The sequence below is a fragment of the Rossellomorea sp. ABR4_012 genome, assembly GCF_056159545.1.
In genome coordinates, this window is record NZ_JBSWVK010000001.1 from 284,637 (window position 1) to 311,229 (window position 26,593).

The 26,593-nt window shown below is 44.8% G+C and carries 24 protein-coding genes, 3 tRNA genes, 3 rRNA genes, 1 other RNA gene and 1 other annotated feature; of the genes, 6 read left to right on the plus strand and 25 right to left on the minus strand.

Going from position 1 to position 26,593, the window contains the following annotated elements; all coding sequences use genetic code 11:
- Positions 1–4 precede the first annotated feature (4 nt).
- From yabA to ACXAFV_RS01580, 14 genes are all read right to left on the minus strand, one after another.
- Positions 5–379, minus strand: coding sequence for a DNA replication initiation control protein YabA (yabA, locus tag ACXAFV_RS01515; RefSeq protein ID WP_175989784.1), 375 nt, complete (start codon positions 377–379; stop codon positions 5–7).
- A 14-nt stretch (positions 380–393) separates the two neighbouring features.
- Positions 394–1,221: a PSP1 domain-containing protein gene (locus ACXAFV_RS01520; RefSeq protein ID WP_475123970.1), complete on the minus strand. Its 828-nt coding sequence runs from the start codon at positions 1,219–1,221 to the stop codon at positions 394–396.
- Positions 1,222–1,228: 7 nt separating this feature from the next.
- Positions 1,229–2,212 (minus strand): DNA polymerase III subunit delta', encoded by a 984-nt coding sequence (gene holB / locus ACXAFV_RS01525; protein ID WP_475123971.1) that lies wholly within the window; start codon positions 2,210–2,212, stop codon positions 1,229–1,231.
- 13 nt (positions 2,213–2,225) lie between these two features.
- The gene (locus ACXAFV_RS01530) at positions 2,226–2,666 is read right to left on the minus strand and encodes a YaaR family protein (RefSeq protein ID WP_475123972.1); all 441 of its coding nucleotides are present in this window, start codon (positions 2,664–2,666) and stop codon (positions 2,226–2,228) included.
- A gap of 20 nt (positions 2,667–2,686) precedes the next feature.
- Entirely contained in the window at positions 2,687–3,016 is a 330-nt protein-coding gene (locus ACXAFV_RS01535) for a cyclic-di-AMP receptor (RefSeq protein WP_175989788.1), read from the minus strand.
- Positions 3,017–3,325: 309 nt separating this feature from the next.
- Positions 3,326–3,955 (minus strand): dTMP kinase, encoded by a 630-nt coding sequence (gene tmk, locus ACXAFV_RS01540; RefSeq protein WP_475123973.1) that lies wholly within the window; start codon positions 3,953–3,955, stop codon positions 3,326–3,328.
- Between the two features lie 17 nt (positions 3,956–3,972).
- The gene (locus ACXAFV_RS01545; protein WP_475123975.1) at positions 3,973–5,397 is read right to left on the minus strand and encodes an aminotransferase class I/II-fold pyridoxal phosphate-dependent enzyme; all 1,425 of its coding nucleotides are present in this window, start codon (positions 5,395–5,397) and stop codon (positions 3,973–3,975) included.
- A 234-nt stretch (positions 5,398–5,631) separates the two neighbouring features.
- Complete coding sequence (locus ACXAFV_RS01550; RefSeq protein WP_475123977.1) at positions 5,632–5,832, minus strand: sigma factor G inhibitor Gin; 201 nt, start codon at positions 5,830–5,832, stop codon at positions 5,632–5,634.
- Between the two features lie 517 nt (positions 5,833–6,349).
- Positions 6,350–6,466 (minus strand): 5S ribosomal RNA (gene rrf, locus ACXAFV_RS01555).
- Positions 6,467–6,567: 101 nt separating this feature from the next.
- Positions 6,568–9,503, minus strand: a 23S ribosomal RNA gene (locus ACXAFV_RS01560).
- Positions 9,504–9,673: 170 nt separating this feature from the next.
- Positions 9,674–9,746, minus strand: a tRNA-Ala gene (locus ACXAFV_RS01565).
- Positions 9,747–9,759: 13 nt separating this feature from the next.
- A tRNA-Ile gene (locus ACXAFV_RS01570) sits at positions 9,760–9,836 on the minus strand.
- A gap of 115 nt (positions 9,837–9,951) precedes the next feature.
- A 16S ribosomal RNA gene (locus ACXAFV_RS01575) occupies positions 9,952–11,503 on the minus strand.
- The 16S, 23S and 5S rRNA genes sit together here with 2 tRNA genes alongside, the layout of an rRNA operon.
- Positions 11,504–11,876: 373 nt before the next feature.
- A complete protein-coding gene (locus ACXAFV_RS01580) occupies positions 11,877–12,698 on the minus strand; it encodes a hypothetical protein (protein ID WP_475123978.1) in 822 nt (273 codons plus the stop codon).
- A 198-nt stretch (positions 12,699–12,896) separates the two neighbouring features.
- Between ACXAFV_RS01580 and ACXAFV_RS01585 the strand changes: the two genes are divergently transcribed.
- Positions 12,897–13,385 carry a PaaI family thioesterase gene (locus tag ACXAFV_RS01585; RefSeq protein WP_475123980.1) on the plus strand — a complete coding sequence of 163 codons (489 nt, stop codon included), beginning with the start codon at positions 12,897–12,899 and terminating at the stop codon, positions 13,383–13,385.
- A 48-nt stretch (positions 13,386–13,433) separates the two neighbouring features.
- Here ACXAFV_RS01585 and ACXAFV_RS01590 read toward each other — a convergent pair whose 3' ends face one another.
- From ACXAFV_RS01590 to tadA, 8 genes are all read right to left on the minus strand, one after another.
- Positions 13,434–14,573 carry a glycerate kinase gene (locus ACXAFV_RS01590; protein WP_475123981.1) on the minus strand — a complete coding sequence of 380 codons (1,140 nt, stop codon included), beginning with the start codon at positions 14,571–14,573 and terminating at the stop codon, positions 13,434–13,436.
- Positions 14,574–14,685: 112 nt separating this feature from the next.
- Complete coding sequence (locus ACXAFV_RS01595; RefSeq protein WP_175989794.1) at positions 14,686–14,949, minus strand: pro-sigmaK processing inhibitor BofA family protein; 264 nt, start codon at positions 14,947–14,949, stop codon at positions 14,686–14,688.
- Positions 14,950–15,010: 61 nt separating this feature from the next.
- Positions 15,011–15,229 (minus strand): YaaL family protein, encoded by a 219-nt coding sequence (locus ACXAFV_RS01600; RefSeq protein ID WP_475123983.1) that lies wholly within the window; start codon positions 15,227–15,229, stop codon positions 15,011–15,013.
- A gap of 16 nt (positions 15,230–15,245) precedes the next feature.
- Positions 15,246–15,842 (minus strand): recombination mediator RecR, encoded by a 597-nt coding sequence (gene recR, locus ACXAFV_RS01605; RefSeq protein ID WP_175989796.1) that lies wholly within the window; start codon positions 15,840–15,842, stop codon positions 15,246–15,248.
- Positions 15,843–15,853: 11 nt separating this feature from the next.
- Positions 15,854–16,177 (minus strand): YbaB/EbfC family nucleoid-associated protein, encoded by a 324-nt coding sequence (locus ACXAFV_RS01610; protein WP_475126039.1) that lies wholly within the window; start codon positions 16,175–16,177, stop codon positions 15,854–15,856.
- A 60-nt stretch (positions 16,178–16,237) separates the two neighbouring features.
- Positions 16,238–17,926 carry a DNA polymerase III subunit gamma/tau gene (gene dnaX, locus ACXAFV_RS01615; RefSeq protein ID WP_475123984.1) on the minus strand — a complete coding sequence of 563 codons (1,689 nt, stop codon included), beginning with the start codon at positions 17,924–17,926 and terminating at the stop codon, positions 16,238–16,240.
- Between the two features lie 259 nt (positions 17,927–18,185).
- Positions 18,186–18,450, minus strand: an RNA gene (ffs, locus tag ACXAFV_RS01620) — signal recognition particle sRNA large type.
- Between the two features lie 98 nt (positions 18,451–18,548).
- Entirely contained in the window at positions 18,549–19,043 is a 495-nt protein-coding gene (gene tadA, locus ACXAFV_RS01625) for a tRNA adenosine(34) deaminase TadA (protein ID WP_475123986.1), read from the minus strand.
- Positions 19,044–19,129: 86 nt separating this feature from the next.
- On the opposite strand from tadA, the gene ACXAFV_RS01630 reads away from it, so the two are divergent.
- Together ACXAFV_RS01630 and ACXAFV_RS01635 are read left to right on the plus strand one after the other, a co-directional pair.
- Positions 19,130–19,675 (plus strand): cysteine hydrolase family protein, encoded by a 546-nt coding sequence (locus ACXAFV_RS01630; protein ID WP_475123988.1) that lies wholly within the window; start codon positions 19,130–19,132, stop codon positions 19,673–19,675.
- A gap of 192 nt (positions 19,676–19,867) precedes the next feature.
- Positions 19,868–21,148 (plus strand): glycoside hydrolase family 18 protein, encoded by a 1,281-nt coding sequence (locus tag ACXAFV_RS01635; RefSeq protein WP_475123990.1) that lies wholly within the window; start codon positions 19,868–19,870, stop codon positions 21,146–21,148.
- 3 nt (positions 21,149–21,151) lie between these two features.
- Here the strand turns inward: ACXAFV_RS01635 and ACXAFV_RS01640 are convergent, their stop codons facing one another.
- Entirely contained in the window at positions 21,152–21,859 is a 708-nt protein-coding gene (locus ACXAFV_RS01640; protein WP_475123991.1) for a hypothetical protein, read from the minus strand.
- Between the two features lie 587 nt (positions 21,860–22,446).
- Here ACXAFV_RS01640 and ACXAFV_RS01645 point away from each other — a divergent pair.
- The 3 genes from ACXAFV_RS01645 (at position 22,447) to ACXAFV_RS01655 (ending at position 24,238) form a co-directional block, all read left to right on the plus strand.
- Positions 22,447–23,103, plus strand: coding sequence for a deoxynucleoside kinase (locus ACXAFV_RS01645; RefSeq protein ID WP_475123993.1), 657 nt, complete (start codon positions 22,447–22,449; stop codon positions 23,101–23,103).
- On the plus strand, positions 23,087–23,755 hold the full coding sequence (locus ACXAFV_RS01650; RefSeq protein ID WP_475123995.1) for a deoxynucleoside kinase: 669 nt from the start codon (positions 23,087–23,089) through the stop codon (positions 23,753–23,755). Before ACXAFV_RS01645 ends, ACXAFV_RS01650 begins: the two co-directional genes overlap by 17 nt.
- A gap of 123 nt (positions 23,756–23,878) precedes the next feature.
- Positions 23,879–24,238 carry a hydrolase gene (locus ACXAFV_RS01655; protein ID WP_475123996.1) on the plus strand — a complete coding sequence of 120 codons (360 nt, stop codon included), beginning with the start codon at positions 23,879–23,881 and terminating at the stop codon, positions 24,236–24,238.
- 469 nt (positions 24,239–24,707) lie between these two features.
- Here the strand turns inward: ACXAFV_RS01655 and ACXAFV_RS01660 are convergent.
- Together ACXAFV_RS01660 and serS are read right to left on the minus strand one after the other, a co-directional pair.
- Positions 24,708–24,800 (minus strand) — tRNA-Ser (locus tag ACXAFV_RS01660).
- A gap of 105 nt (positions 24,801–24,905) precedes the next feature.
- Complete coding sequence (serS, locus tag ACXAFV_RS01665) at positions 24,906–26,180, minus strand: serine--tRNA ligase (RefSeq protein WP_475123997.1); 1,275 nt, start codon at positions 26,178–26,180, stop codon at positions 24,906–24,908.
- Positions 26,181–26,263: 83 nt separating this feature from the next.
- Positions 26,264–26,477 (minus strand) — a binding site (T-box leader).
- Positions 26,478–26,593: the final 116 nt, after the last annotated feature.

Consider the following 26,593-nt stretch of genomic DNA (forward strand, 5'->3'; position numbering starts at 1 on the left):
TTCTTTATTTCTTATTTAAGAAAGAAAGACAGAACAAGCAATCCTCGTCTTTACGCGGGCTTCCAAAATGGATATTGCAAATATGGAAGCCTTCCTGGTATAAGCGGGCAAGATTATCGTATCCTTCCCCGATATCCAGTTGTTTATCTTCTAAGTCTGACTCACTCGTCGTACCCGCATCGCCTGTTGTTTGTTCCTTTTTCGGTGAGTTCTCCGTCTGTTCCAGTCTTCGGCGCAAATGTTCGTTTTCAAGCTTGAGGGAATTATTCTCCTCAAGCATTTCAGCTAGGCATCGCTTAAGCTCGCCTAATTGATTATATAAATCACCAATTTGTTGTTCCATATTGCTGACTGAATCAAAGAACTCTTTTTTATCCACGACACTACACCCCGTTACTCTGTGGCTTGGAATGATACGGCACCTTCGTTCATTATTTCATCTAAAGTGAATTCTAATACACGTTCTTCTTCTTTGATTTCGACTTGAAGAACACGTTCAAGAATATTGAGACCTACCACTTTACCTTTCCCGCGAGGTGTCTTAATCACTTCACCAATATCAGGCAATTCTTCTTTGGCTGCTTCATATTCGTCATTTTCGTATTTCAGACAACACATCAAGCGGCCGCACAGCCCTGAAATCTTGGTAGGATTAAGGGACAGATTTTGATCCTTCGCCATCTTGATGGATACCGGTTCAAAATCTCCTAAAAAGGTCGAACAACAAAGCATACGGCCACAAGGACCAATACCACCCAGCATTTTTGCTTCGTCTCGAACGCCAATTTGACGAAGTTCAATGCGTGTACGGAAAATTGAGGCCAGGTCTTTCACCAGCTCCCGGAAATCAACACGCCCATCAGCAGTAAAATAAAATATGACTTTATTGCGATCAAATGTATATTCTACATCTACTAATTTCATATCTAATTGATGCTGATTGATTTTGTCACAACATACATTGTAGGCTTCCTCTGCAGAAGATTTATTTTCTTCCACTGTTAAACGATCTTTTTGATCCGCGATGCGAATCACCTTTTTTAAAGGAAGCACTACATCATTTTCACCGACTTGCTTTCTTTCTACGACTACTTTTCCAAATTCAACCCCGCGGACGGTTTCCACAATCACATAATTGTTTCTTTGGACATCCAGTTCTCCGGGGGCAAAATAATAGATTTTACCCGCTTTTTTAAAGCGTACTCCTACAACATCGTACAAAGGACCATCACCCCTGCAGTTTTAGCATAAGCTGTTCTACCAGCAGCTGAGAATTCATATTGGCGTTTAACTTGCGTTTTGCTTCAAGTATTGCCGTCATACTAGTAGAAAGACGGTTTGTAGATACTTGAAGTGCGTTTGATTTCCATATTTCCTTTTGGTCCGGGTAGACGAGCTGTTCTTCTTTTCCTAACTGGATCTGAAGTAAGTCTTTATATATCAGAAGTAAAAGATCTAATGCTCGATCAACTTGATCTTTTTCTTTGAAGTGCTGTACAAAATCCTCTTGAATTTTCACCATTGCTTGGAAGGGACTTTTCTGGAGGACTTCATATAATTTTAACACTATTATTCTTGCTTGTGCAAACCACTCATTTTGACATATTTCTACAGCTTCTTCGTATCGGTTGGTCAGATTTGCAGCCAGCGACGCCATATGTGCCGGCATCCCCTCATCTAGCAGCTGTTTTGTCAGATGTTCTTTCGGAAGCGGTTTGAAGGAAATCGTCTGGCACCTTGAAAGAATGGTAGGCAGCATTCTATGAATATTTTCAGTGATAAGGATCGCCGTCGTATCCGCCAAGGGTTCTTCGAGGAACTTCAACAGACTATTAGCGGCATTGGCAGTCATTTTATCACTATGAACAATGATATAAATCTTTTTCTTTGATTCGACTCCGGTCTTGGAGAACTCTTCTTGAAGCGATTTAATCTGCTCTTTTTTTATTGAAAGGCCATCCGGCTCAACTAAATGAAGGTCCGGATGATTTCCATTATTCACACGTCTGCAGTTATTGCATTTTTCACAAGCTTTGCCATCCCTGCGATTCCCACAAAGTAATGCTTTCGCAAACAGCATACTTACTTCCTTTTTCCGTGTGCCTTTCTCACCTTCAAATAAATAGGCATGCGCAACACGGTCCTTCATGATGCTGTTTTGAAGCATCTGCAGGACCACCGGCTGAAACGATTGTATTTCTTCAAACTTCATGTCGACCACTCACTTACATATAGAGATTGATCAGTAATCCCTTTATTTCTCCAATTTTCCCCAATACATCGATAGACTTCTTTTCTTTATCCATAACGGCTTCGGTTAATTCGACAAGCTGCAGGTCGACGGTTTCCACGATATTAAGCTTTCTTCCCTCGCCATATTGATTCCATGTATGGGACTGTTTAAGGTCCATGCCGAAATCTACCGCTTCTCTTACAAACTTTTTAACCAGTGTTTTATATTTTGCAAGGTCTTTGAAGGTTCTCGATTTTGCCAAACGGCTTCCTGCGTCTTCAATCGTGACCAAAAGCTTATTCAGCTGCTCCATCTGCATTTTCTGATCGTGCTTTTGGACAAGATGACCGAATTTCACTTGGCTCGTCCCTGTTGTCTTGCTTTCTTTTTGAAGCTTGTCTAAAGACACACGGGTATCCTGGTTGATCTTCATACCTTAAACTCCTCACTTAATTAAAACTGATGAAATTGATCGACCGGAAGGACAAACACCGTGGCTCCCCCGACCTCGACCTCAACCGGGTAAGGGACATACGAGTCCGCATTTCCTCCCATCGGGGAAACAGGTGCAACCAATTGATCACGAGATTGGCAATTATCCTTGATCACCTGCAACGCTTTATCTACACGAATATCTTCAGTACCAATGATGAATGTGGTATTCCCGGACTTTAGGAACCCTCCGGTACTTGCAAGTTTTGTCGAACGAAAATTGTGTTCCATCAACGCATTAGACAAACGATTACTATCTTTATCCTGAACAACAGCCATAATGACTTTCATATGTGGCTTTCCTCCGTTTCGAAGACATTTACTTCCTTCTATTATATCAATAAATGGGTTGGGCTGACATCCTGCATATAGGTTCTTTTTGGAAAAACTATATGAAATGTCCTTTTATACCGCTGTCGATTTCCGTGGAAGACTTCGCTTTCCGCGGATAGCCCGTGAGCCTCCTCGGTAATCCTAAGGGAGTTTCACTGTCCAGCTGGAACTGGTTAATTACATAGACTCCCCAAATGAAAATCATATAATAAAAAGACAACCTCTTTATGGACTCATTTTGTCATATAGAAGCTGCCTTTATAATGGCTAACCTATAAATCTCTTTACGATGTCATATGCATGTTTGAATACTTCTTCTTTGCTTTTACTTGCATCCACAACCTTGATTCGGTCAGGATATTGGTTGATGAGGGTTTGGTAGCCCTCGTAGACTTTCTGGTGGAAATCAAGGGATTCAAGGTCTAACCGGTTCACTTCACGGCCGTCGTGCTGAGCAATTCTCTTCAAGCCTTCTTCGGGGTCAATATCGAAGTAAAGTGTAAGATCAGGCATTTTATCCTCGATTGCAAATTGATTGATGTTCATCACTTCAGTCATCCCGATGCCTCTTCCATTCCCCTGATACGCAAGGGAACTGTCAATAAAGCGGTCACAAATGACAATGGCACCTTTTTCAAGAGCCGGTATAACAATCTCAACCAGATGCTGCCGTCTGGCAGCGGCATACAACAATGCCTCTGTCCGGATATCCATTGCCGTATTGTCCTTATTTAAGATCACTTCTCTGATTTGCTCAGCAATGGAGATGCCTCCGGGCTCTCTTGTTTGCACGACTTCATGGCCATCTTCAACCAGCTTTTCGTAAAGATCTTTCAATATCGTTGACTTACCTGCTCCGTCGGGGCCTTCAACTGTAATAAATCGTCCCTGTTTCATGTTTCTATACCCTCCATCTATCGATAAACACGTACGTAGTACTCATCCAAGCGATGATCTCCTTGTATGTTTGCTTTATTTTTCACATAATGTGTCAGCCTTGCAATTGCTTCCTTAGAAATTCTTTCACCTGGAATCAACAAAGGTATTCCTGGTGGATAAGGAGTGATCATCTGTGACGAAATCTCCCCCTCAGCCTCCTGCAGCAAGATCCACTTCTCATCCTTATCTTCCATTTCTTCAAGACTTAATGCAAGCGTACTATAGTGTTGATTACCATCTTTTTTTATAACATCAGCGGTCGTTTCTTCTGAATCCTCTACATCCTTTAATGCTCTCTGTATCCGATTTATCGCTTCTTGGTATGGAAAAGATCGATCACCTTTCACTAAAGGAAGAATCAGAAGAACATAAAAAGGGTCTGCAAGCTCACAAAAAACGCCTTGTTTCTCCAATAACCCCTGCAGCTCATAACCGGATTTCCCTTTCATATAAAGGAGCAGCTTTAAAGGATCATCGGTTCGTTTTACCCCTAGTCCCTCGTGAACTCCTTTTAATGCTTGTACAAATCCACTGATCTCATCAATATTCCGTTTAATATCATCTTCTGTCATTGTTCCTAAATACGACCTGGCATAATCAAGCGATGCCATAATCGGATATGAGGGACTGCTTGATTGCAAAATCGATAAATATTCACGTATTTTCCTTTCATTGACACGATTCGTCCCTATGTGTAAAAAGGATCCCATCGTCATGGCCGGCAGCATCTTATGAGCCGAGTGAATCACAATGTCCCCGCCTGATTCCAAAGAAGACTTCGGGAAAGGAGCCCCTGCCTGAAAATGCGGACCATGAGCTTCATCAATGATACATACAACCCCATGTTGGTGTAATTCAGTGATTAACGCTTCTACATCATATGTCATTCCATAGTATGTCGGATACGTCAGAATACAAGCCTTCGCGTTCGGGAACGCTTTTAACGTCCCTCTTAAAGACTCCAGGTTGACGCCGGTCGGCATTCTTCCTTCTCGATCCCACTCTGTTTCTATTAAAATAGGAACTGCTCTCGCAAGCTTGATTCCATTCAGTACAGACTTATGACAGTTTCTTTGAACAAGCACAGTATCTCCAGGCGAACACGAAGCCATTATTGCAGCTATATTCCCTGCCGTACTGCCATTCACGAGAAAATAGCTCTTCACACTTCCATACAAATCACTGAGCAATGATTCTGCTTCTTTTATGGCTTCCGCGGGATCATGTAAATCATCTAATCCGCTAAGCTCAGTCAAATCGCGTTTATAAAAAAACTGCTTGTCCTTCTCATCAATGAACAAACCATTTTTATGACCGGGAACATGGAATGAGATGGGCTCCATCTCAAGATGTCTATCGATTGCTTCAATAAGAGGCTTTCTGGATTGATCGCACTTCACGTTTACCCCTCTCTCTCACCACAAATATCAATCTTCATCGTACCATACTTTATCCTTCTAAAACGAAGAAAAGCGCGGCACCTTGATCAGCCCCGACCAGTGAAGTCATTTTTTGACTTAATGCCCGGGGGAAACGTTTCGAGGGGCTAGGCGCTCGAGCTGGCCATTTCTCTAATTAAGGTTGTACTTTATTACAATTATAAAAAAATCATAACCAAGCTGTCTATCACCTGGTTATGAATAAATTTGAGGGGTATTTACTTTTTTTAATCGTTGAACGAATAATTTGTACACGGGATCATTCGTCTCCGTCTGTACCATTTCCCGTTCACATTCTGTGCAGATAAACGATGTGTATAGATGGATTCCAACCGACTTTTCACTTTGACACACAATACACTGCTCTTCAACCACCTTACGTTCAGCATTCACCATAAGGATCTCCACCTCCATACAATCTATTGTGCCCCAAGTGCTTCAATTGTATACAGTATTTTAAACTTTTAAACTAACAGAATTATCAAGTGTACTTTTATCTTATGTAGCAAGCGCCCAGTCTGTGTATGTCTTTCTAAAAAAGTTTGGAAAAAGTGATTGAAGGCGGTTGGGTTTTTGAATGGAATTTGGTTAGTGAGAGGTGATTGGGGTTGTGGCTGGTATGGGGGGTATGCGCTTGACGCCTTCGATAGACGTGAGCCGGCCGTCGTAAGGTCTCGGCAGATGCCAAAACGGTTTTGATAATATAATTGGATTTTTGATAATAAAAGGGCCGTTTTTGATAATATATCGGAATTTTTGATAATAAACCCATCGATTTTGATAATATATCAGTCAGCTGCCTCAAAATATCATGACGATTTCAGCCCCAATCGAGCGTCTTCCCACCCCATTTACACCTTAAACCTATAAAACCACAAAAAAACAGCCCCAAAATGAGCTGTTTTTTCTATTTGCCTGGCGACGTCCTACTCTCACAGGGGGAGAGCCCCCAACTACCATCGGCGCTGAAGAGCTTAACTTCCGTGTTCGGCATGGGAACGGGTGTGACCTCTTCGCCATAATCACCAGACGAATATTCAATTGAAGGGTTTGTTCCTTCAAAACTAGATAAAGGATTGATGTCAAGAAAGTCGAGTATCGACCAATGTGTTCATTTAAAAATGACTCTTTGTGGTTAAGTCCTCGATCGATTAGTATCAGTCAGCTCCACATGTCACCATGCTTCCACCTCTGACCTATCTACCTAGTCATCTTCTAGGGATCTTACTCACATAAAGTGATGGGAAATCTCATCTCGAGGGGGGCTTCATGCTTAGATGCTTTCAGCACTTATCCCTTCCGCACATAGCTACCCAGCGATGCCTTTGGCAAGACAACTGGTACACCAGCGGTGCGTCCATCCCGGTCCTCTCGTACTAAGGACAGCTCCTCTCAAATTTCCTGCGCCCACGACGGATAGGGACCGAACTGTCTCACGACGTTCTGAACCCAGCTCGCGTACCGCTTTAATGGGCGAACAGCCCAACCCTTGGGACCGACTACAGCCCCAGGATGCGATGAGCCGACATCGAGGTGCCAAACCTCCCCGTCGATGTGGACTCTTGGGGGAGATAAGCCTGTTATCCCCGGGGTAGCTTTTATCCGTTGAGCGATGGCCCTTCCATGCGGAACCACCGGATCACTAAGCCCGACTTTCGTCCCTGCTCGACTTGTAGGTCTCGCAGTCAAGCTCCCTTGTGCCTTTACACTCTGCGAATGATTTCCAACCATTCTGAGGGAACCTTTGGGCGCCTCCGTTACTCTTTAGGAGGCGACCGCCCCAGTCAAACTGCCCACCTGACACTGTCTCCCACCCCGATAAGGGGCGCGGGTTAGAATTTCAATACAGCCAGGGTAGTATCCCACCAACGCCTCCACCGAAGCTGGCGCTCCGGCTTCCAAGGCTCCTACCTATCCTGTACAAGCTGTACCAAAATTCAATATCAGGCTACAGTAAAGCTCCACGGGGTCTTTCCGTCCTGTCGCGGGTAACCTGCATCTTCACAGGTACTATAATTTCACCGAGTCTCTCGTTGAGACAGTGCCCAGATCGTTACGCCTTTCGTGCGGGTCGGAACTTACCCGACAAGGAATTTCGCTACCTTAGGACCGTTATAGTTACGGCCGCCGTTTACTGGGGCTTCGATTCGCACCTTCGCTTGCGCTAAGCACTCCTCTTAACCTTCCAGCACCGGGCAGGCGTCAGCCCCTATACTTCGCCTTACGGCTTCGCAGAGACCTGTGTTTTTGCTAAACAGTCGCCTGGGCCTATTCACTGCGGCTCTTCGAGGCTATGCACCTCAAAGAGCACCCCTTCTCCCGAAGTTACGGGGTCATTTTGCCGAGTTCCTTAACGAGAGTTCTCTCGCTCACCTTAGGATTCTCTCCTCGCCTACCTGTGTCGGTTTGCGGTACGGGCACCTTTTTCCTCGCTAGAGGCTTTTCTTGGCAGTGTGGAATCAGGAACTTCGCTACTATAATTCGCTCGCTATCACAGCTCAGCCTTCGCGATGATGGGATTTGCCTCATCATCAGCCTAACTGCTTAGACGCACATATCCAGCAGTGCGCTTACCCTATCCTCCTGCGTCCCCCCATTGCTCAAACGGAAAAGAGGTGGTACAGGAATATCAACCTGTTGTCCATCGTCTACGCCTATCGGCCTCGACTTAGGTCCCGACTAACCCTGAGCGGACGAGCCTTCCTCAGGAAACCTTAGGCATTCGGTGGATGGGATTCTCACCCATCTTTCGCTACTCATACCGGCATTCTCACTTCTAAGCACTCCACCAGTCCTTACGGTCTGACTTCACTGTCCTTAGAACGCTCTCCTACCACTGACACCTAGAGGTGTCAATCCACAGCTTCGGTGATACGTTTAGCCCCGGTACATTTTCGGCGCAGAGTCACTCGACCAGTGAGCTATTACGCACTCTTTAAATGGTGGCTGCTTCTAAGCCAACATCCTGGTTGTCTAAGCAACTCCACATCCTTTTCCACTTAACGTATACTTTGGGACCTTAGCTGGTGGTCTGGGCTGTTTCCCTTTCGACTACGGATCTTATCACTCGCAGTCTGACTCCCATGGATAAGTCTTTGGCATTCGGAGTTTGTCTGAATTCGGTAACCCGATGAGGGCCCCTAGTCCAAACAGTGCTCTACCTCCAAGACTCTTACACATGAGGCTAGCCCTAAAGCTATTTCGGAGAGAACCAGCTATCTCCAAGTTCGATTGGAATTTCTCCGCTACCCACACCTCATCCCCGCACTTTTCAACGTGCGTGGGTTCGGACCTCCATCCAGTGTTACCTGGACTTCATCCTGGACATGGGTAGATCACCTGGTTTCGGGTCTACGACCACATACTCATTCGCCCTATTCAGACTCGCTTTCGCTGCGGCTCCGTCTCATCGACTTAACCTTGCATGGGATCGTAACTCGCCGGTTCATTCTACAAAAGGCACGCCATCACCCGTTAACGGGCTCTGACTACTTGTAGGCACACGGTTTCAGGTTCTCTTTCACTCCCCTTCCGGGGTGCTTTTCACCTTTCCCTCACGGTACTGGTTCACTATCGGTCACTAGGTAGTATTTAGCCTTGGGAGATGGTCCTCCCAGCTTCCGACGGGATTTCACGTGTCCCGCCGTACTCAGGATCCACTCAAGAGGGAACGAAGTTTCAACTACAGGGTTGTTACCTTCTTTGACGAGCCTTTCCAGACTTCTTCGTCTACTCCGTTCCTTTGTAACTCCGTATAGAGTGTCCTACAACCCCAAGAGGCAAGCCTCTTGGTTTGGGCTACATCCCGTTTCGCTCGCCGCTACTCAGGGAATCGCATTTGCTTTCTCTTCCTCCAGGTACTTAGATGTTTCAGTTCCCTGGGTCTGCCTTCCATACTCTATGTATTCAAGTAAGGATATTGTTCCATTACGAACAATGGGTTCCCCCATTCGGAAATCTCCGGATCAAAGCTCACTTACAGCTCCCCGAAGCATATCGGTGTTAGTCCCGTCCTTCATCGGCTCCTAGTGCCAAGGCATCCACCGTGCGCCCTTCATAACTTAACCGAATTGGTTGTTACATAAGGTTTAAAACCTAAAATGGCGATACTCGGTAATTTCTTGACTATCAATATATCTTTATCTAGTTTTCAAAGAACAAGTTTGGATGTTCATGTAATCATGAAATCCGGGTGGTTGGTTCTTTTACTCCGCTGACGCTTCGTAAAAAACCTAAGTGGAGCCTAGCGGGATCGAACCGCTGACCTCCTGCGTGCAAAGCAGGCGCTCTCCCAGCTGAGCTAAGGCCCCGTATGAATGAATATGGTGGGCCTAAGTGGACTCGAACCACCGACCTCACGCTTATCAGGCGTGCGCTCTAACCAGCTGAGCTATAGGCCCCTACTCATAAAAAGGATGATAAGCATCGCTTATCATAAAGTATTGAATTTAATGGATCAAACCATCAAAACTGAACAAAACTTCGACTGTCAAACGTTTCATATATATTCCTTAGAAAGGAGGTGATCCAGCCGCACCTTCCGATACGGCTACCTTGTTACGACTTCACCCCAATCATCTGTCCCACCTTAGGCGGCTGGCTCCAAAAGGTTACCTCACCGACTTCGGGTGTTACAAACTCTCGTGGTGTGACGGGCGGTGTGTACAAGGCCCGGGAACGTATTCACCGCGGCATGCTGATCCGCGATTACTAGCGATTCCAGCTTCATGCAGGCGAGTTGCAGCCTGCAATCCGAACTGAGAACGGTTTTATGGGATTGGCTAAACCTCGCGGTCTCGCTGCCCTTTGTACCGTCCATTGTAGCACGTGTGTAGCCCAGGTCATAAGGGGCATGATGATTTGACGTCATCCCCACCTTCCTCCGGTTTGTCACCGGCAGTCATCTTAGAGTGCCCAACTGAATGCTGGCAACTAAGATCAAGGGTTGCGCTCGTTGCGGGACTTAACCCAACATCTCACGACACGAGCTGACGACAACCATGCACCACCTGTCACTCTGTCCCCCGAAGGGGAAAGCCCTATCTCTAGGGTTGTCAGAGGATGTCAAGACCTGGTAAGGTTCTTCGCGTTGCTTCGAATTAAACCACATGCTCCACCGCTTGTGCGGGCCCCCGTCAATTCCTTTGAGTTTCAGTCTTGCGACCGTACTCCCCAGGCGGAGTGCTTAATGCGTTAGCTGCAGCACTAAAGGGCGGAAACCCTCTAACACTTAGCACTCATCGTTTACGGCGTGGACTACCAGGGTATCTAATCCTGTTTGCTCCCCACGCTTTCGCGCCTCAGTGTCAGTTACAGACCAGAAAGTCGCCTTCGCCACTGGTGTTCCTCCAAATATCTACGCATTTCACCGCTACACTTGGAATTCCACTTTCCTCTTCTGCACTCAAGTTCCCCAGTTTCCAATGACCCTCCACGGTTGAGCCGTGGGCTTTCACATCAGACTTAAGAAACCACCTGCGCGCGCTTTACGCCCAATAATTCCGGACAACGCTTGCCACCTACGTATTACCGCGGCTGCTGGCACGTAGTTAGCCGTGGCTTTCTGGTTAGGTACCGTCAAGGTGCCGCCCTATTCGAACGGCACTTGTTCTTCCCTAACAACAGAGTTTTACGATCCGAAAACCTTCTTCACTCACGCGGCGTTGCTCCGTCAGACTTTCGTCCATTGCGGAAGATTCCCTACTGCTGCCTCCCGTAGGAGTCTGGGCCGTGTCTCAGTCCCAGTGTGGCCGATCACCCTCTCAGGTCGGCTACGCATCGTCGCCTTGGTGAGCCGTTACCTCACCAACTAGCTAATGCGCCGCGGGTCCATCTGTAAGTGATAGCTAAAAGCCACCTTTCAACAGTTCCTCATGCGAGGAACTGAGTTATCCGGTATTAGCCCCGGTTTCCCGGAGTTATCCCAGTCTTACAGGCAGGTTACCCACGTGTTACTCACCCGTCCGCCGCTGATCTCAGGGAGCAAGCTCCCTTTGATCCGCTCGACTTGCATGTATTAGGCACGCCGCCAGCGTTCGTCCTGAGCCAGGATCAAACTCTCCGATAAAAGTTTGAATAGCTCTTTTTGCAACGATTCTATCGTTGCGGTAAATCTAGAATTAACGTTGACGTATTGTCTTGTTTTGTTCAGTTTTCAAGGTTCAATATTTTAAGATGAGCTCTCATGAGCACCTCTTAAATATAACATCTTTCATCATAAAGCGTCAAGCTTTTTTTGAAATTTGTTTTTGTTGTCGTTTTGGCGACAAGGAATATACTATCACCTTTTCTAGTAATGAGTCAATACTATTTATCACTTTTTTTAAAAAGAAGTCATTAAAGTCTCTTCCTCATTTAGAAACCTCTCACAATATGACCCTTCCATACTATAAAAACAGCCATACCCGCTCTCTCCTCTTTCATCGAGTATGGCTGGATGTTCAGTTGGATTTACGAATATACTTTTCTCCCTTTTCAGGAAAAACATTAATAGTGGCTAACCAATCCCATACAAGCTCATGCGATTTTTGCCCGATGGTGCCAGTTATGATCGTTTTGGTTGATAGTTTGTTTACGGGGAGACTTTTTGTCAGATAAGTATGATGAGTATGGAGGTCCTTGAGGATGACGCATTCATCAGCAAAAGCGGTAACTTTGAACATTCCGTCTACTGTGCTGCTGTATTTCTCAAGGTTTCTTTCCCAGTGATGAAGGTCTTCTTCGTAATCCCAGTCTTCCTGGTGGAAACGCGGATAGTCTTTCAGGAATAGATGATTGAGGAGGCATTCGCACTTTTTCAGGATTGGAGTTCCTTCTGCAATGTATCCTTCAACCAAACTTGAAAAGGTGGTGCCTTCCCTTTTATCGAGCCAGCGGACAAATTTTCTTAATTGGAGAAGGAAAGTCTCAGTGTAGTTTTTCTTTGGAATGATTTTTGTGTAGTGCGGGAGGTAGGCGAAGATTAACTCTTCCCAGAAGGAGGCGGGACATTCTTTCCATGAAGGCGGGCAGTCATCTTCCAAGTGATCCGTCATATAGTGAGAAAAGGTTCGAAGGAATTCATTTCGTTTTTTGTTTGCCTTTTGTTCTTTTTTGTAGGCGATGAGGGCTTTGCCGTAGTACTCTATCAATCCGCGGTGTCTCATGTCGAATTCCTGGCTGAGCTTCAAATTGTCGAGGAGCTCCGTATGTTCCCCGGGCGCAGTGAATTCCTGCAGCCAAATGCGTGTGTTTGAATCTTCGTGGACGATTCTTCCTTTCATCAATAAACCACCAGCTTTCTTCAATTTTTTAATAGATTGATTGGGAAAAAATAGAGGAAGGGAGATGTATGCGAGGTCTAATCCAAATTATACCATTAGACTTTTATAAAGAATAGTTATTTTTAATAGAGGAAGCCCTACGTGTTTAATAGAAGAATATATAGTTGAGAAGATTATCTGAACTTAATGGGAGGATCTATGATGGATGAAATCAAACATGCTATACAAGATGATTACCCTGTTGATTTTGCCTGGTGCTATGGCTGCGGGCGCTTGAATAAAGATGGACACCTTTTCCGCACGGGGATTGAAGGGGAGAAAACGGTGACGGTTTATACACCTAAACCTGAACATACAGCTCTTCCGGGATTTGTGTATGGAGGACTGATCGCTTCGTTGATCGATTGCCACGGAACCGGATCAGCCGCTATTGAACTCCACAGATTGAATGGCGGGACTTTGGGGGATGGAGAAGAACCTCCCCGTTTTGTCACTGCTTCTTTACACGTCGACTTTATGAAACCCACTCCTCATGGTGTTCCATTAAAGGCTGTCGGAACGGTTGAAAAAATCCATCCGAAGAAATTCAAGGTGGTGACCGAAGTTTTGGCTGAAGGCGAGGTATGTGCCAAGGGTGAGGTTGTAGCTGTGGTGATGCCGGAGACGTTTGTAAAAAGTCAAAAGTAGGTTTGTCTATGAAAAAGCCTTCTCCTCTGGGACAGGAGAAGGCTTTACTTAGTTTTTCTCATTCAAAACCATGGCTCTCATCAAACGTTCTGCAGCTTTCTCCAGTAGTTCTTGCCCGTTTTCCATTGCCTCATCTAAAGACATGGGTGAATCCACGATCGGAAATACCAGGCTTATCCCCTCTGAAGAAACGTTTTGTATAGTTCCTTCAAATTTCCCGGTGAAAGCGACTGTCGGAATATGATATTCCTTAGCTATCCTTCCGATACCTACCGGCACCTTTCCATAGAGAGACTGAGCATCCATTTTCCCTTCCCCTGTCAGGACCAAAGAAGCCTCTTTGATTTCATTGTGTAATCCACCTAGTTCACCAATCAGGCTGAATCCGCTTTGGAAAGAAGGGTTAAAAAAAGACTTGAGAGCAAAGCCAAAGCCTCCGGCAGCCCCGCTTCCTTTTTCCGAACTGCAGTCTATTCCTGTATGCTCCCTTACCTTTTGAGCATAGTGTTTCATGCCGGCTTCAAAGGTCATCAATTTGTCCTTGGTGACTCCTTTTTGAGGACCAAATACAAAGACAGCTCCTTCTTCTCCCAGTAAAGGGTTCGTCACATCGGACGCCACGACCCATTCCACTTCATGTAATCGGGGATCAAGGTCTGATGAATCGATGGTGTGAACAAGGCCCAGTATCTTTCCGCCCCGTGGCAGCTCAATCCCTTTATCATCTAAAAAGCGGACCCCCAATGCCTGAAGAAAACCAGTGCCTCCATCAACCGTGGCACTGCCGCCTAAGCCAAGGATGATTCGCTGCATCCCAAGGTCCAATGCCCGTGCAACAAGCTCACCTGTACCATATGTAGATGATTCTTCAGGGTTTAATTCAGAGCACTTTAATAGAGGAAGACCGGAAGCGGCCGCGGTTTCTATAACGGCTGTTTTTGTGTCTGGAAGCCAGCCGAAGAATGCTGGAATTTGTCTTTTGAGTGGGTCACAGACACTTCTTTCCAAGGTTTCTCCGCCAAGAATGGACATGACCGCTTCAACGGTCCCTTCCCCTCCATCAGCCATGGGGATGACAGTGGTATCCGAGGATGAGTTCACTCGCCAAACCCCTCTTTGTATTGCGGCTGCAGCTTCTATACTTGTCATTGAACCTTTAAAGGAATCGGGAGCAATCACAATCTTCATCTCATGACCACCTTTCTTGGAACTGTTTATGTAAACATTATATAGATAGGATTTCTCTATATTAAAGAAAAAGCAGCCCTCACAAAAGGCTGCTAATTTCTTTCAAACTGCTCTACAAGATCCACATCTGTATCACCGTAAGTCCCACGACTCCAGGAATGCCAAGGATTCCGGAAATGGAGGACGTCGCCAGATTGATGGGGACGTGGATCCCGTACTGACTACCAAAGGCATTCAGGAAAAATAGAAATAGTGCTCCGATCATTACTTTCATGGCGACTTGTCCTACAAATCGCAGCGGTTTGATGGGTGTACCTGTAATTAACAGAAGGACGATGAGTCCGCTGATTACAGAAATCACGATTACCGGGTTCATACCCTCTCTCCTCTCAACATAGAACATTTATAATCTCTTATTGAAAGGATATGAGGGTTGTCTACCTTTTTATGACGATCTTTCTATGTTTCGCTTCTCTAAATAAGAAAAAATATTTTGCTTCAGCGATTTTCGATGAGCAGTGAAGGTTTAGATTGTAGTCTACACTCATCTCATCGATGCTTCGCTGCTGGTTCCAATGCTCTTTCGCTTCCTCTAATGTTTGAAGCAGGGCTTGGTCATACTCTCGTTTGAGTTTCCCTTTTTTACGGAAAAACATAGATGCTCTCTCCCTTTTAAACGTCTCTTCTTCCTTCAAGGGCTTTTGACAATGTGACTTCATCCGCATATTCAAGGTCTCCACCTACAGGCAGGCCGTGGGCAATACGTGTGATGCGGATGCCGGATGGTTTGACGAGCCGCGAAATATACATGGCGGTTGCTTCACCTTCAATATTCGGGTTTGTCGCAAGAATCACTTCCTGCACCTCGTCGCTTTGAAGACGTTTAATCAGGTCCGGTACGTTGATGTCTTCAGGGCCGATCCCATCCATAGGGGAAATGGCGCCATGAAGCACATGGTATAAACCGTTATATTCCTTCATCTTCTCCATCGCAATAACATCTTTCGGGTCCTGGACCACACAGACGATACTGCGATCTCTTCGCTGATCCTCACATATATAACAAGGATCCTGGTCTGTAATGTGACCGCAGACAGAGCAATAGCTTAAATTACGTTTTGCATTCACCAGCGCTTTTGCAAAGTCCAGTACAGTGTCTTCTTTCATGCTAAGTACAAAAAAAGCCAGCCGGGCCGCGGTTTTCGGCCCGATTCCCGGCAATTTCATAAAGCTGTCGATCAGCTTTGATATAGGCTCAGGATAATGCATGATATTGCCTCCTAGAACATACCCGGAAGGTTCATTCCTTTAGTGAATTGACCCATAGTAGAGTTTGTTAATTCGTCTGCTTTCTTAAGTGCATCGTTTGTTGCAGCAAGCACTAAATCCTGCAGCATATCGATATCTTCCGGATCTACCACTTCTTCATTGATTTTTACATCAAGAACTTGTTTGTGACCTGAAACGATGACAGTGACCATGCCGCCTCCTGCAGATCCTTCGATTTGCTTTTCACCAAGCTCCTCTTGTGCTTCCGCCATTTTCTTTTGCATCTTTTGCATCTGCTTCATCATGTTTTGCATATTACCCATTCCACGCATAATTCATGACCTCCAATAGTTTTTATAAAAATTATTCATACACTTAATGTGGTATTTCTTTCATCAATCATTGAGTTCGACTAAATCACCGGCAATCTTTTCAGCTTCCGAGAGAAGAGTATCCTCTTGCTTTGCTTCACCTGATTCGCCATCCCCGGGTTCCGTTTGTGAGTTGCGGATGAATTCTTCCCTTAATGGGAGCCACTGGTCTTCAGGAATCCCGATCGGGAAGTAGCTGTTTCCGGTGAGCTCTTGAAGGATGGCATCCATACTTGAGATGAAAGCCTGGTTCTCCATCGCCATTTGGCAGTGGATATCATACTTGAATTTTAACACAAACGAACCTGCTGTTGCCGCAACCGGCTCTGCATTATTCAAGAGGGCCGCCTGCGAGCGCATTTGACGCTGATTCAGCGTTTCCATCATGTCTCCCCAGCGGCTCTTGACCAGGTTAAGGTCTTCTTTCGTGGCATTCTTCAATACTTCCTGAATCTGTCCAACCGGCGCACGGAAGCCTTTTTTTGCACGAACAGGCTTTTTGGCTTGCTGTGCAGCAGGTTCAGACTGTGCCTTGACGCCATTCGCCTTCAGCTGCTGGATTTCTTTTTCAAGCGCTTGGATCTTCTTCATCATTTCGCCGACTTCAGGTGAAGACGCGCTTCGAGGTGCTTCGAGCTGACAAAGCTTCACGATGGAAACCTCTAAGTAGATGCGGGCATGATTGCTGAATTTCATCTCCTGCCCCGCTTGATTCAGCACATCGATATATTGATAAATCTGGCCTGCCTGCGTTTCTTGTGCAAGCTCCTTGAATTCATCATCGAGCATGACTCTTTCCATCGATTCCTCGAGATTTGGTGCCGTTTGATAGAGAAGCATATCCCTGTAATAAAGAATGAAGTCTTCCGCAAATCGGGCCGGGTCCTTCCCTTGGAAAAGAAGTTCTTCGAGTGCATCCAGGCCTTTTGAGACATCTTTCTCAATAATCGCCTTTGCAAGTGTATTCAAGTACCCTTGAGAAACGGCACCGGTCACCGTTAACGCATCATCCACAGTGACAATATCCTGGCTGAATGAAATCGCCTGATCGAGCAGGCTGAGTGCATCACGCATTCCGCCTTCAGCCGCTCTTGCGATGACCATTAACGCATTCTCTTCATAATTTACACCCGATTCAGTGGCGATATGACTCATTCTACCGACGATATCCCTTGCTGTGATCCGTTTGAAGTCAAAACGCTGACAACGGGAAATGATCGTGAGAGGAATCTTGTGGGGCTCTGTAGTCGCCAATATGAAAATGACGTGCTTCGGAGGCTCCTCCAATGTTTTTAAAAGGGCATTGAATGCTCCGATGGAAAGCATATGAACCTCATCGATGATATAGACCTTGTAATCAACCACGTTCGGTGAATACTTTACTTTATCGCGTATGTCGCGTATTTCCTCTACTCCGTTGTTAGAAGCAGCATCAATTTCAATGACATCCGGGATGGACCCGTCCGTGATTCCTTTGCATGCGTCACACTCATTACAAGGCTCGGCAACAGGTGATCGTTCACAGTTGACTGCTTTTGCAAGAATTTTTGCTGCACTCGTCTTTCCTGTTCCGCGTGGTCCTGAAAATAGGTACGCATGGGAAATTTTTTGATGAAGGAGAGCATTTTGCAGTGTTTTCGTAACATGCTGCTGCCCGACGACATCTACAAATGACTGCGGACGCCACACACGATATAATGCTTGATATGCCAAAATACTCCCCCCTCTTTTTTTATGTATATATGCTGTGTTTATAGTGCCGTTCGACATCCAGTCAGGCACATTCAGCCTGATCCTCCAGCCAATTCATCGAATGGCACTTTTCATATATGATATCTTATTTATTATAACGTAATTTCAAGCAGGATTACAAAGAAAACCGGGGACTGATTTGGGAAACTTTAATACACAATCCTTCCAAACAAAAAGCCCATCCCGGTAAAGGATGAGCTGTTGTATATGTATGAAACTGCCGTGCACCTTTCGTCGACAAGCAACCATAGGCGTTACTCAAGCAGTTAGCTCGGCCCAGGCAACCCTGCGGCACATGGGAGCTTCCACTTAATGCTGCTTCCTTCCGGACCTGACATGGTTCATGGATTCCCATTGCGCAGGACCCAGGCGTCAACACCACTTACTTGAGGCAGACCCTACAGTATGCAAGCCTCGGAAAGGAATTCGGCCTCGCTGGAGCGGATTGCGAGTACAGGGCACCGCTACCTCCCCACCTAGCACGGCAAAATTGATACCAAATATTAAGTTGCGTCAACAACGACGCAAGATTAAGTATACAAGGGTTTACGTTAAAAAGCAATGGTTTGTGCCTGTAAGTTATTTACAACGAAGATGGTTTATTCTTCTTCTCAGCTTTTTTCCTGGCTCGGAGCTCCCTGAAAAAGTCGGAAAGGATCGAACCGCAGTCTTCTTCAAGCACCCCCGGGACGACAGCGCACTGGTGGTTGAATCGGCTGTCATCTAAAAGATTCATCAACGTGCCTGCGCATCCTGCCTTGGGATCGGCTGCACCGTACACCACTTTTTCGATCCGCGAAAGAATGATGGCACCCGAGCACATCGGACACGGTTCAAGCGTCACATAGAGTTCGGCACCCTCGAGTCTCCATGTCCCAGCTTTTTTACACGCTTCCTGAATGGCAAGGGTTTCTGCATGGGTGATGGCATTCTGGGTCGTTTCCCTTAGATTATAGCCGCGGCCGATGATCTCATCCCCCATCACTACGACAGCGCCAATCGGCACTTCATTGACCTCTCTTGCTTTTTCCGCTTCTTTCAGCGCTTCCATCATAAAATGTTCTTCTCTTGTTTTCATATAGAACTCCTACTCATAGATTCATTTTATTTATTTTATAAAATTTCACCAAACATTCCAAACTATAAAGGAAAGGGGCCTATGCGATGATACCTAAAGATACCGCTCTCCTGGTGATCGATATCATGAATCCATTTGATTTCTCACACGGGGAGATACTTGCCCAGCATACAAAAAATATCGTAAAACCGATTAACGACCTGCGCGATTACTGTAAAGAAAAAGGCCATCCGGTCATCTATATCAATGATCACTATGAGCTCTGGAAGGCAGATTTGAAGCTGATTTATGAAAAATGTCACAACAAAATAAGCACGGACATCCTCACCCCGCTGCGCCCGTCTGATGACGATTATTTTCTCATCAAACCTAAGCATTCCGCTTTCTACGGGACAGCCCTGAATACATTGCTTCATCATCTTTCGATAAAAAACATCATCCTTACAGGAATCGCCGGAAACATCTGTGTTCTGTTCACTGCAAATGACGCATACATGAGGGAATTTACTTTATATGTTCCGAAAGACGCTATCGCTTCCGTCAGCGAAGAGGATAACCAGTATGCCCTGACAATGATGAAAAATGTGTTGAAAGCAGAAATTGATGATACCGCGTCGTTATTGCAGCCTTGATTGTAGAGTGTTGATCGTGAAGCTGAGCCTGGCTCAAACCGGGGAAATCGAGCCTGCTCAAAACACTTCGTTTGAGCCAGGCACCCGGCGCCTTCATCCGGCACTTCAGACAGCCATTAACAAAATATCCGGCATAACCTGCCTTCCGTCTTCATAGGTTGATTATAGTGAAGACAAAGGGAGGGCCTTAGTATGCAAATTCATGTTGTCCAGCCGAACCAATCATTGTTCGGCATTGCTCAAGCGTATGGGTCAACTGTTAACGATATAGTGAAAGCGAATGAGCTTCCGAACCCGGATAATCTTGTCATCGGTCAATCGCTCGTGATCCCGATCGTCGGCAGTTTCTATTATGTGCAGCCTGGCGACAGTCTGTGGTCAATCGGTCAAAAAGTAGGGGTCCCTTATCAGGAGCTGGCGAGGATAAACGGCATATCGCCCAATCTGCCGCTTCAGGTCAATCAGCGTTTATATGTTCCCCCGAAACCAAAAGTAAGTGCTGAATTCAACGCCTATGTGGAACCGTATGGGAAAGAAGTTGCACCGAATTTAGAGGAAAGTGCCAAAGAAGCAGCTCCTTATCTGACATACCTTGCTCCTTTCAGCTTCCAGGCGAAGCGTGACGGTACGCTCCAGGAACCTCCATTGGGGAATCTGCTGCAAACCGGTAAGGATAACGGAAATGTACTGATGATGGCGATCACGAATCAGGAAGAGGGCCAGTTCAACGATGAACTCGGACGCATCCTCCTAAATGACATGGCCATCCAGGATAAATTCCTTAACAACATCGTTCAAACCGCGAAAAAATATGGGTTCCGTGATATCCATTTTGATTTTGAGTACCTGCGGCCCGAAGACAAGGAAGCATATAATCAATTCCTGCGAAAAGCAAAGAGGAGATTTGATCAGGAGGGATGGCTGCTGTCCACGGCTTTAGCTCCAAAAACGAGTGCAGATCAGAAGGGGAAATGGTACGAAGCTCATGATTATAAAGCTCATGGGGAAATTGTCGATTTCGTTGTCATCATGACCTATGAATGGGGATACAGCGGCGGACCGGCGATGGCCGTCTCTCCAATCGGACCCGTTCGTGACGTGATTGAATATGCCCTTACGGAAATGCCTGCTTCCAAGATCATGATGGGTCAGAATCTTTATGGGTACGACTGGACACTCCCGTTCAAGCCGGGAACAACAGCTAAAGCGATCAGCCCTCAGCAGGCGATTGAAATCGCGGCCGCTAACAACGTACCCATTCAATATGACCAGAAGGCGCAGGCTCCATTTTTCACATACAGTGCTGAAGGAAAAGACCATGAAGTATGGTTTGAAGATGCCCGGAGCATCCAAGCCAAATTCGATCTTATGAAAGAGTTGAAGCTGAGAGGGATGAGTTACTGGAAGCTGGGCTTATCGTTCCCTCAGAACTGGCTGTTGATCACGGATAATTTTAACGTGGTGAAAAGATAAGATCTATTTACGGAATAGAGAGAAAAGCCAATCCCATTTATCTTTTGGTTTTTGTATCGCTTCTTCCAAGCGTTTATTATAGTCATTTTGGGCACGCCATTCCCTTTGCTGCTCTTCCCGCAACTTCTGTAACTCACCCTGTAAAAATTCGTTTTTTTGGATTTCTTGTTCCAGCAGCGTTTCGTGTTGGCTCTTTTGAAGTTTTGATAATTCCTCGATTTTACGCTGCGTTTTTTGAGCTGAATTTGAAATATTTGAGCTTAAATCATGATGATCTTGCTTAAGCCTGCTAACCTGAGTTTTAAGCTGGTTCATTTCATTGACTACTTGAACATTCATTTCGCGGGAAGCAGCAAGTTCATTGGCTAAATAGGATAAGATTTCTTTTAATTGATTGGGATCCTGAGGCAAATGATTGTATGTATCGCTTGGCGATATGTCTGTATTATTGGATCCTTCCAATCTTTCTTTTTGTTGATGGGCAAGGATTTTCGCTGTATCGTCAAGGGGATTGTCCGTATCGCGTAACGCTATGAGCGCATCAATATCGGATTGAACGAAGATCCTCCGGTCGCCATCTTTAAAAAACTCATATCCATTTCTCTCTAAGATTTGGCCATACTTCCGAACTGTGGGGGTTGCAATTCCTGCTTGTTCTGCCGCTTCCTTGGAAGTGAAAGATCGTTCATACGGTTGTATATCGTTTCGCATATCATACCTCCGTTTTTATTTTTAGTGTAAGGGTATCAGATTTACTTACAAGAGTCATATCACCCAGTGATATGATATAAACAAGTGACTATTAGCACCTTTCACACGGTGTATCGCCAGACGATATAGACCGTGTGTATCAGTATATCTATATTCCACTTTAAAAAAGACAAAATAACACAATTATTTCCCTGAAAATACATTCTACGATTATTTTCTTAATTATATATCCTTCAGAGACTTAATGAAATGGGTATCTCATCAATCCATGGTAATATGCAAAACAGCTGGACTTTTTTTAAAAAGAACTATGTTATTACTCATGTTAATTTTTACAGCGGAAAATAAAAAATAAATAGAAGCTGGCATTTAGGTAAATCTATAATCACCTATAATGCCGGCTTTTTTGTTTTAACTAAAATAAGAAGATAAATAACCGATGTAAACAACGAGCGAATTTTGTTGGATCTTGCAAATAACCTGAACAAACCATCCAGATATTGTGTTACAATAATTCCTGTCGTTATTTTATTTATACGCTTATAAAAACACACACATAGATAGTTGTAATATGAGGAGGACATTAAATGGGGAGAATTCCATTCATCACGGTTGAAGGCCCGATTGGAGTAGGAAAAACTTCTCTGGCTAAAGCGATTTCTGAACACTTCCATTTTCATTTATTAAGGGAAATCGTTGATGAAAACCCGTTTTTGGATAAATTTTATGATGATATTGAAGAGTGGAGTTTTCAAACAGAGATGTTTTTCTTATGCAATCGATACAAGCAGCTGGAGGATATAGATAAGTACTATATTTCTCAAAATAAATCGGTTGTAGCGGATTATCATATCTTAAAGAACATCATTTTCGCTAAACGCACATTGAAGGACGAGCAGCAATATAAGAAATATCTTAAGATCTATGATATTTTGACTTCTGACATGCCGAGACCGAATGTGGTGATTTACTTAAATGCAAGTTTGGATACACTGCTGAAGCGGATTGAAAAAAGAGGCAGAGACTTCGAGAAGAAAATCAGTCCTCTTTATTTAAAGCAATTATCATTGGATTATGAAGAATATATGAACACATTTGAAGAAACTCACCCGGATATCCCTGTTCTTCGCTACAATGGCGACCACGTTGACTTCGTCCAGAGCAAAGATGATTTGGACAATATTCTAACTCAATTAGATACTACACTAAAAAAAGGAGTTCACTATCATGAATCTTCGCAATAAATACGGCATACCAAACAATGCTGTCATTACCATTGCCGGAACAGTCGGAGTCGGGAAATCCACGATGACAAACGGATTGGCCAATGCCCTTGGATTCCGTACATCCTTCGAAAAAGTAGATACAAACCCGTATCTGGATAAATTCTATCAGGACTTCAAGAGCTGGAGTTTCCACCTGCAGGTCTACTTCCTGGCTGAACGCTTTAAGGAACAAAAGAAAATCTTCGAATATGGCGGCGGCTTCATCCAAGACCGCTCGATCTACGAAGATACAGGAATCTTCGCTAAGATGCACCATGAAAAAGGCAATATGTCAGATATCGATTATGAAACATATACAAGCCTTTTTGACGCCATGGTAATGACACCTTACTTCCCTCATCCGGATCTCCTTATTTATCTGGAAGGATCGCTTGAAAACGTTATCGACCGCATCCGTGAGCGAGGCCGCCCGATGGAACAGCAAACACCGGTTGAATACTGGGAAGAAATGCATCAACGCTATGAAAATTGGATCAATTCCTTCAACGCATGCCCTGTCCTCCGCCTGGACATCAGTGAGTATGATCTGGTCAACGAAGAAAATTCCATCGAACCGATCGTTGAAAGAATCGGTTATTTCATTGAACAAACAAGAATGTTAAAAAGCTAATAAAGTAGAGGTGCTGCCTATGATGGCGGCACCTCTTTTTTTTGAACACTCCTCCATTCGTTTATTTCCACCCGATAGGAGGTATGTATATAACAAGAAAAGAATTTAAGGGAGATGAATAGCATGGAAACGAGAGATACGTACTTTATAGATATTAGCAGCGGGGATATCGTGCCTCATGCCGAAGAAGCGAAAAGTGTAAGCTATCAAATTCAGGCTACTCCTGAGGAAGTTAACCACCTGAAGACGCTATTAGAAAAAAATTATGATGATGAGATGTCGACGTTTACCAGGGCGCATATTCCATTCCGTGAATACCATAAAGATCCTGAAAATGCACAATATGACCACTCAATGAAAGAAATTTTTGAAATGATCTACAAACTGGGAACCGAAGAAACACGCAGAAACATCAAAGAAATGGGCGTGCTGAATTACAACGAGGATAGTAACACCAGAAGTGATATAGAGAATTTAAAATAGAGAAAAAGCCTTGTACATTTTAACCGTACAGGGCTTTTATAAATTTCATGGGTTTTTTAAGATCCTTATTTGGTCTTAACCGTATCTAGCTTTTGATTGGAGTGGAAGACGAAGACTCCTATCAGAAAAGCGGAAGGGCTTTGTTCAGAGGCGGGTGACTTAAGACGAATCGGCCTGGAAGGCGCTCTTTGCCTTCTTGGTCGGTTTGGCTTATGTCATGTGCCTCTAAGCCCTGCAGCTGGACAGTTGCCGCCTTGATTGAGGAGGCTCACCAACCGCCCGCGGAAAGCGAAGTCTTCCACGGAAATCAAAAGCGGTATTCAAAAGATTATCTTTAATAAAAAAAATCCTCAAATTATCAAACTATTATCAATTTATAAAAATCTATAGAAACCAAAAAAATTCGTTACATCTCCAGTAACGAATTTAAAAATCTCCAATTTATGCGCTATGGTTATAAATAAATCAATGGCGGAGGAAGAGGGATTCGAACCCCCGCGGGCTTTAACACCCCTGTCGGTTTTCAAGACCGATCCCTTCAGCCGGACTTGGGTATTCCTCCGTATCGACAAGAATTATAATATCACGGTGAGAAAATAGAGTCAAGCACTTTTCTAAAAAAGATTAAAGGTACCCGGCACTTTGCCGAATACCTTTAAAAATACTATTATTTTATCACTTCTGCTCCACCCATGTATGGACGCAGAACTTCCGGTACAATGACAGATCCGTCTTCCTGCTGGTAGTTTTCCAATAGAGCCGCAACAGTACGGCCAATCGCCAATCCAGAACCATTCAATGTGTGAACGTGTTCAGGTTTTGCATTTGCTTCCCTTCTGAAACGGATATTCGCACGTCTCGCCTGGAAGCCTTCGAAGTTACTGCAAGAAGAAATCTCACGGTATGTTCCGTAGCTTGGAATCCAAACCTCGATATCATATTTCTTAGCAGCCGTGAAGCCAAGATCCGCGGTACACATTGATAAAACGCGGTATGGCAGTCCCAGGAGCTGAAGGACTTTTTCAGCATGTCCTGTCAGCTTCTCAAGTTCATCGTAAGAATCCTCAGGCTTCACAAAGCGGACAAGCTCTACTTTATTGAATTGATGCTGACGAATCAGTCCTCTTGTATCTCGTCCGGCAGATCCCGCTTCAGAACGGAAGTTAGCGCTGTAAGCTACATAGCTGATCGGCAGCTCTTCACCTTTGATGATTTCATCTCGGTGATAATTCGTTACTGGCACTTCTGCTGTCGGAACAAGGAAATAATCTTCACTTTCGATACGGAAAGCATCTTCTTCAAATTTCGGAAGCTGCCCCGTTCCTGTCATGCTTGCACGGTTCACTAGGAATGGCGGGATCATTTCTGTATATCCGTGCTCATCCATGTGCAGGTCCATCATGAAGTTCAATAACGCACGCTCAAGTCTTGCACCCAACCCTTTATAGAATACAAAGCGGCTTCCCGTTACTTTCCCTGCACGCTCAAAGTCAAGGATATCAAGTCCTGTTGCAATATCCCAGTGCGGCTTTGCTTCAAATTCGAACTCACGGATTTCACCCCATTTGCGGGCTTCCACGTTGTCGTCCTCTGTTTCGCCGACTGGAACAGATTCATGAGGAATATTTGGGATAGACAGAAGGATACGCTCCAACTCTTCCTCGATGCCTCTAAGCTCATCATCGAGCTTCTTGACCATGCTGCCGACTTCACGCATTTCAACGATCATATCCTCTGCATCCTGCTTCTCCTTTTTCATCTGAGCGATTTTTTGAGAAACTTCGTTACGCTTGCTCTTTAAGTTTTCACTTTCAACAAGAAGCTCTCTTCTTCTCTTATCAAGTTCTTCAAACTTATCAAAGTCCTCAAGGTCTTCCCCGCGATGCTGAAGACGGTTTTTCACATCTTCCAAATTGGCACGTAAGTATTTAATGTCTAACATGTTTGTTCCTCCTTTAATGATATGTGTTTGTTGGTTAGAACGATGGCAGGATCCGGGAAAATAAAAAAACCCCCGTCCCTGGTAAAAGGGACGGAGGTTTCCGCGTTGCCACCCTAATTGAAAACAACAAAGCTGCTTTCCTCTTAGAGATGGTAACGGAATCACCGAAAATACCTACTGAACGGTTCAGTATTTCACTCAAGGATGGATTCGTAAAGATTCTGCACCGGTTTGCACCAACCACCGGCTCTCTTTCAGCAAGAAGCCTTCACTACTATTTCCTGTCAACGTTTTAAACTCATATTGGTTATTTCATAATCTACTACAATGTTTTCCATTTTGCAATAGGTTTATGCCAATGTTTTTTCTAACTTGTTTAATCGCCGCTAATGATTTCCGTGCAAGACTTCGCT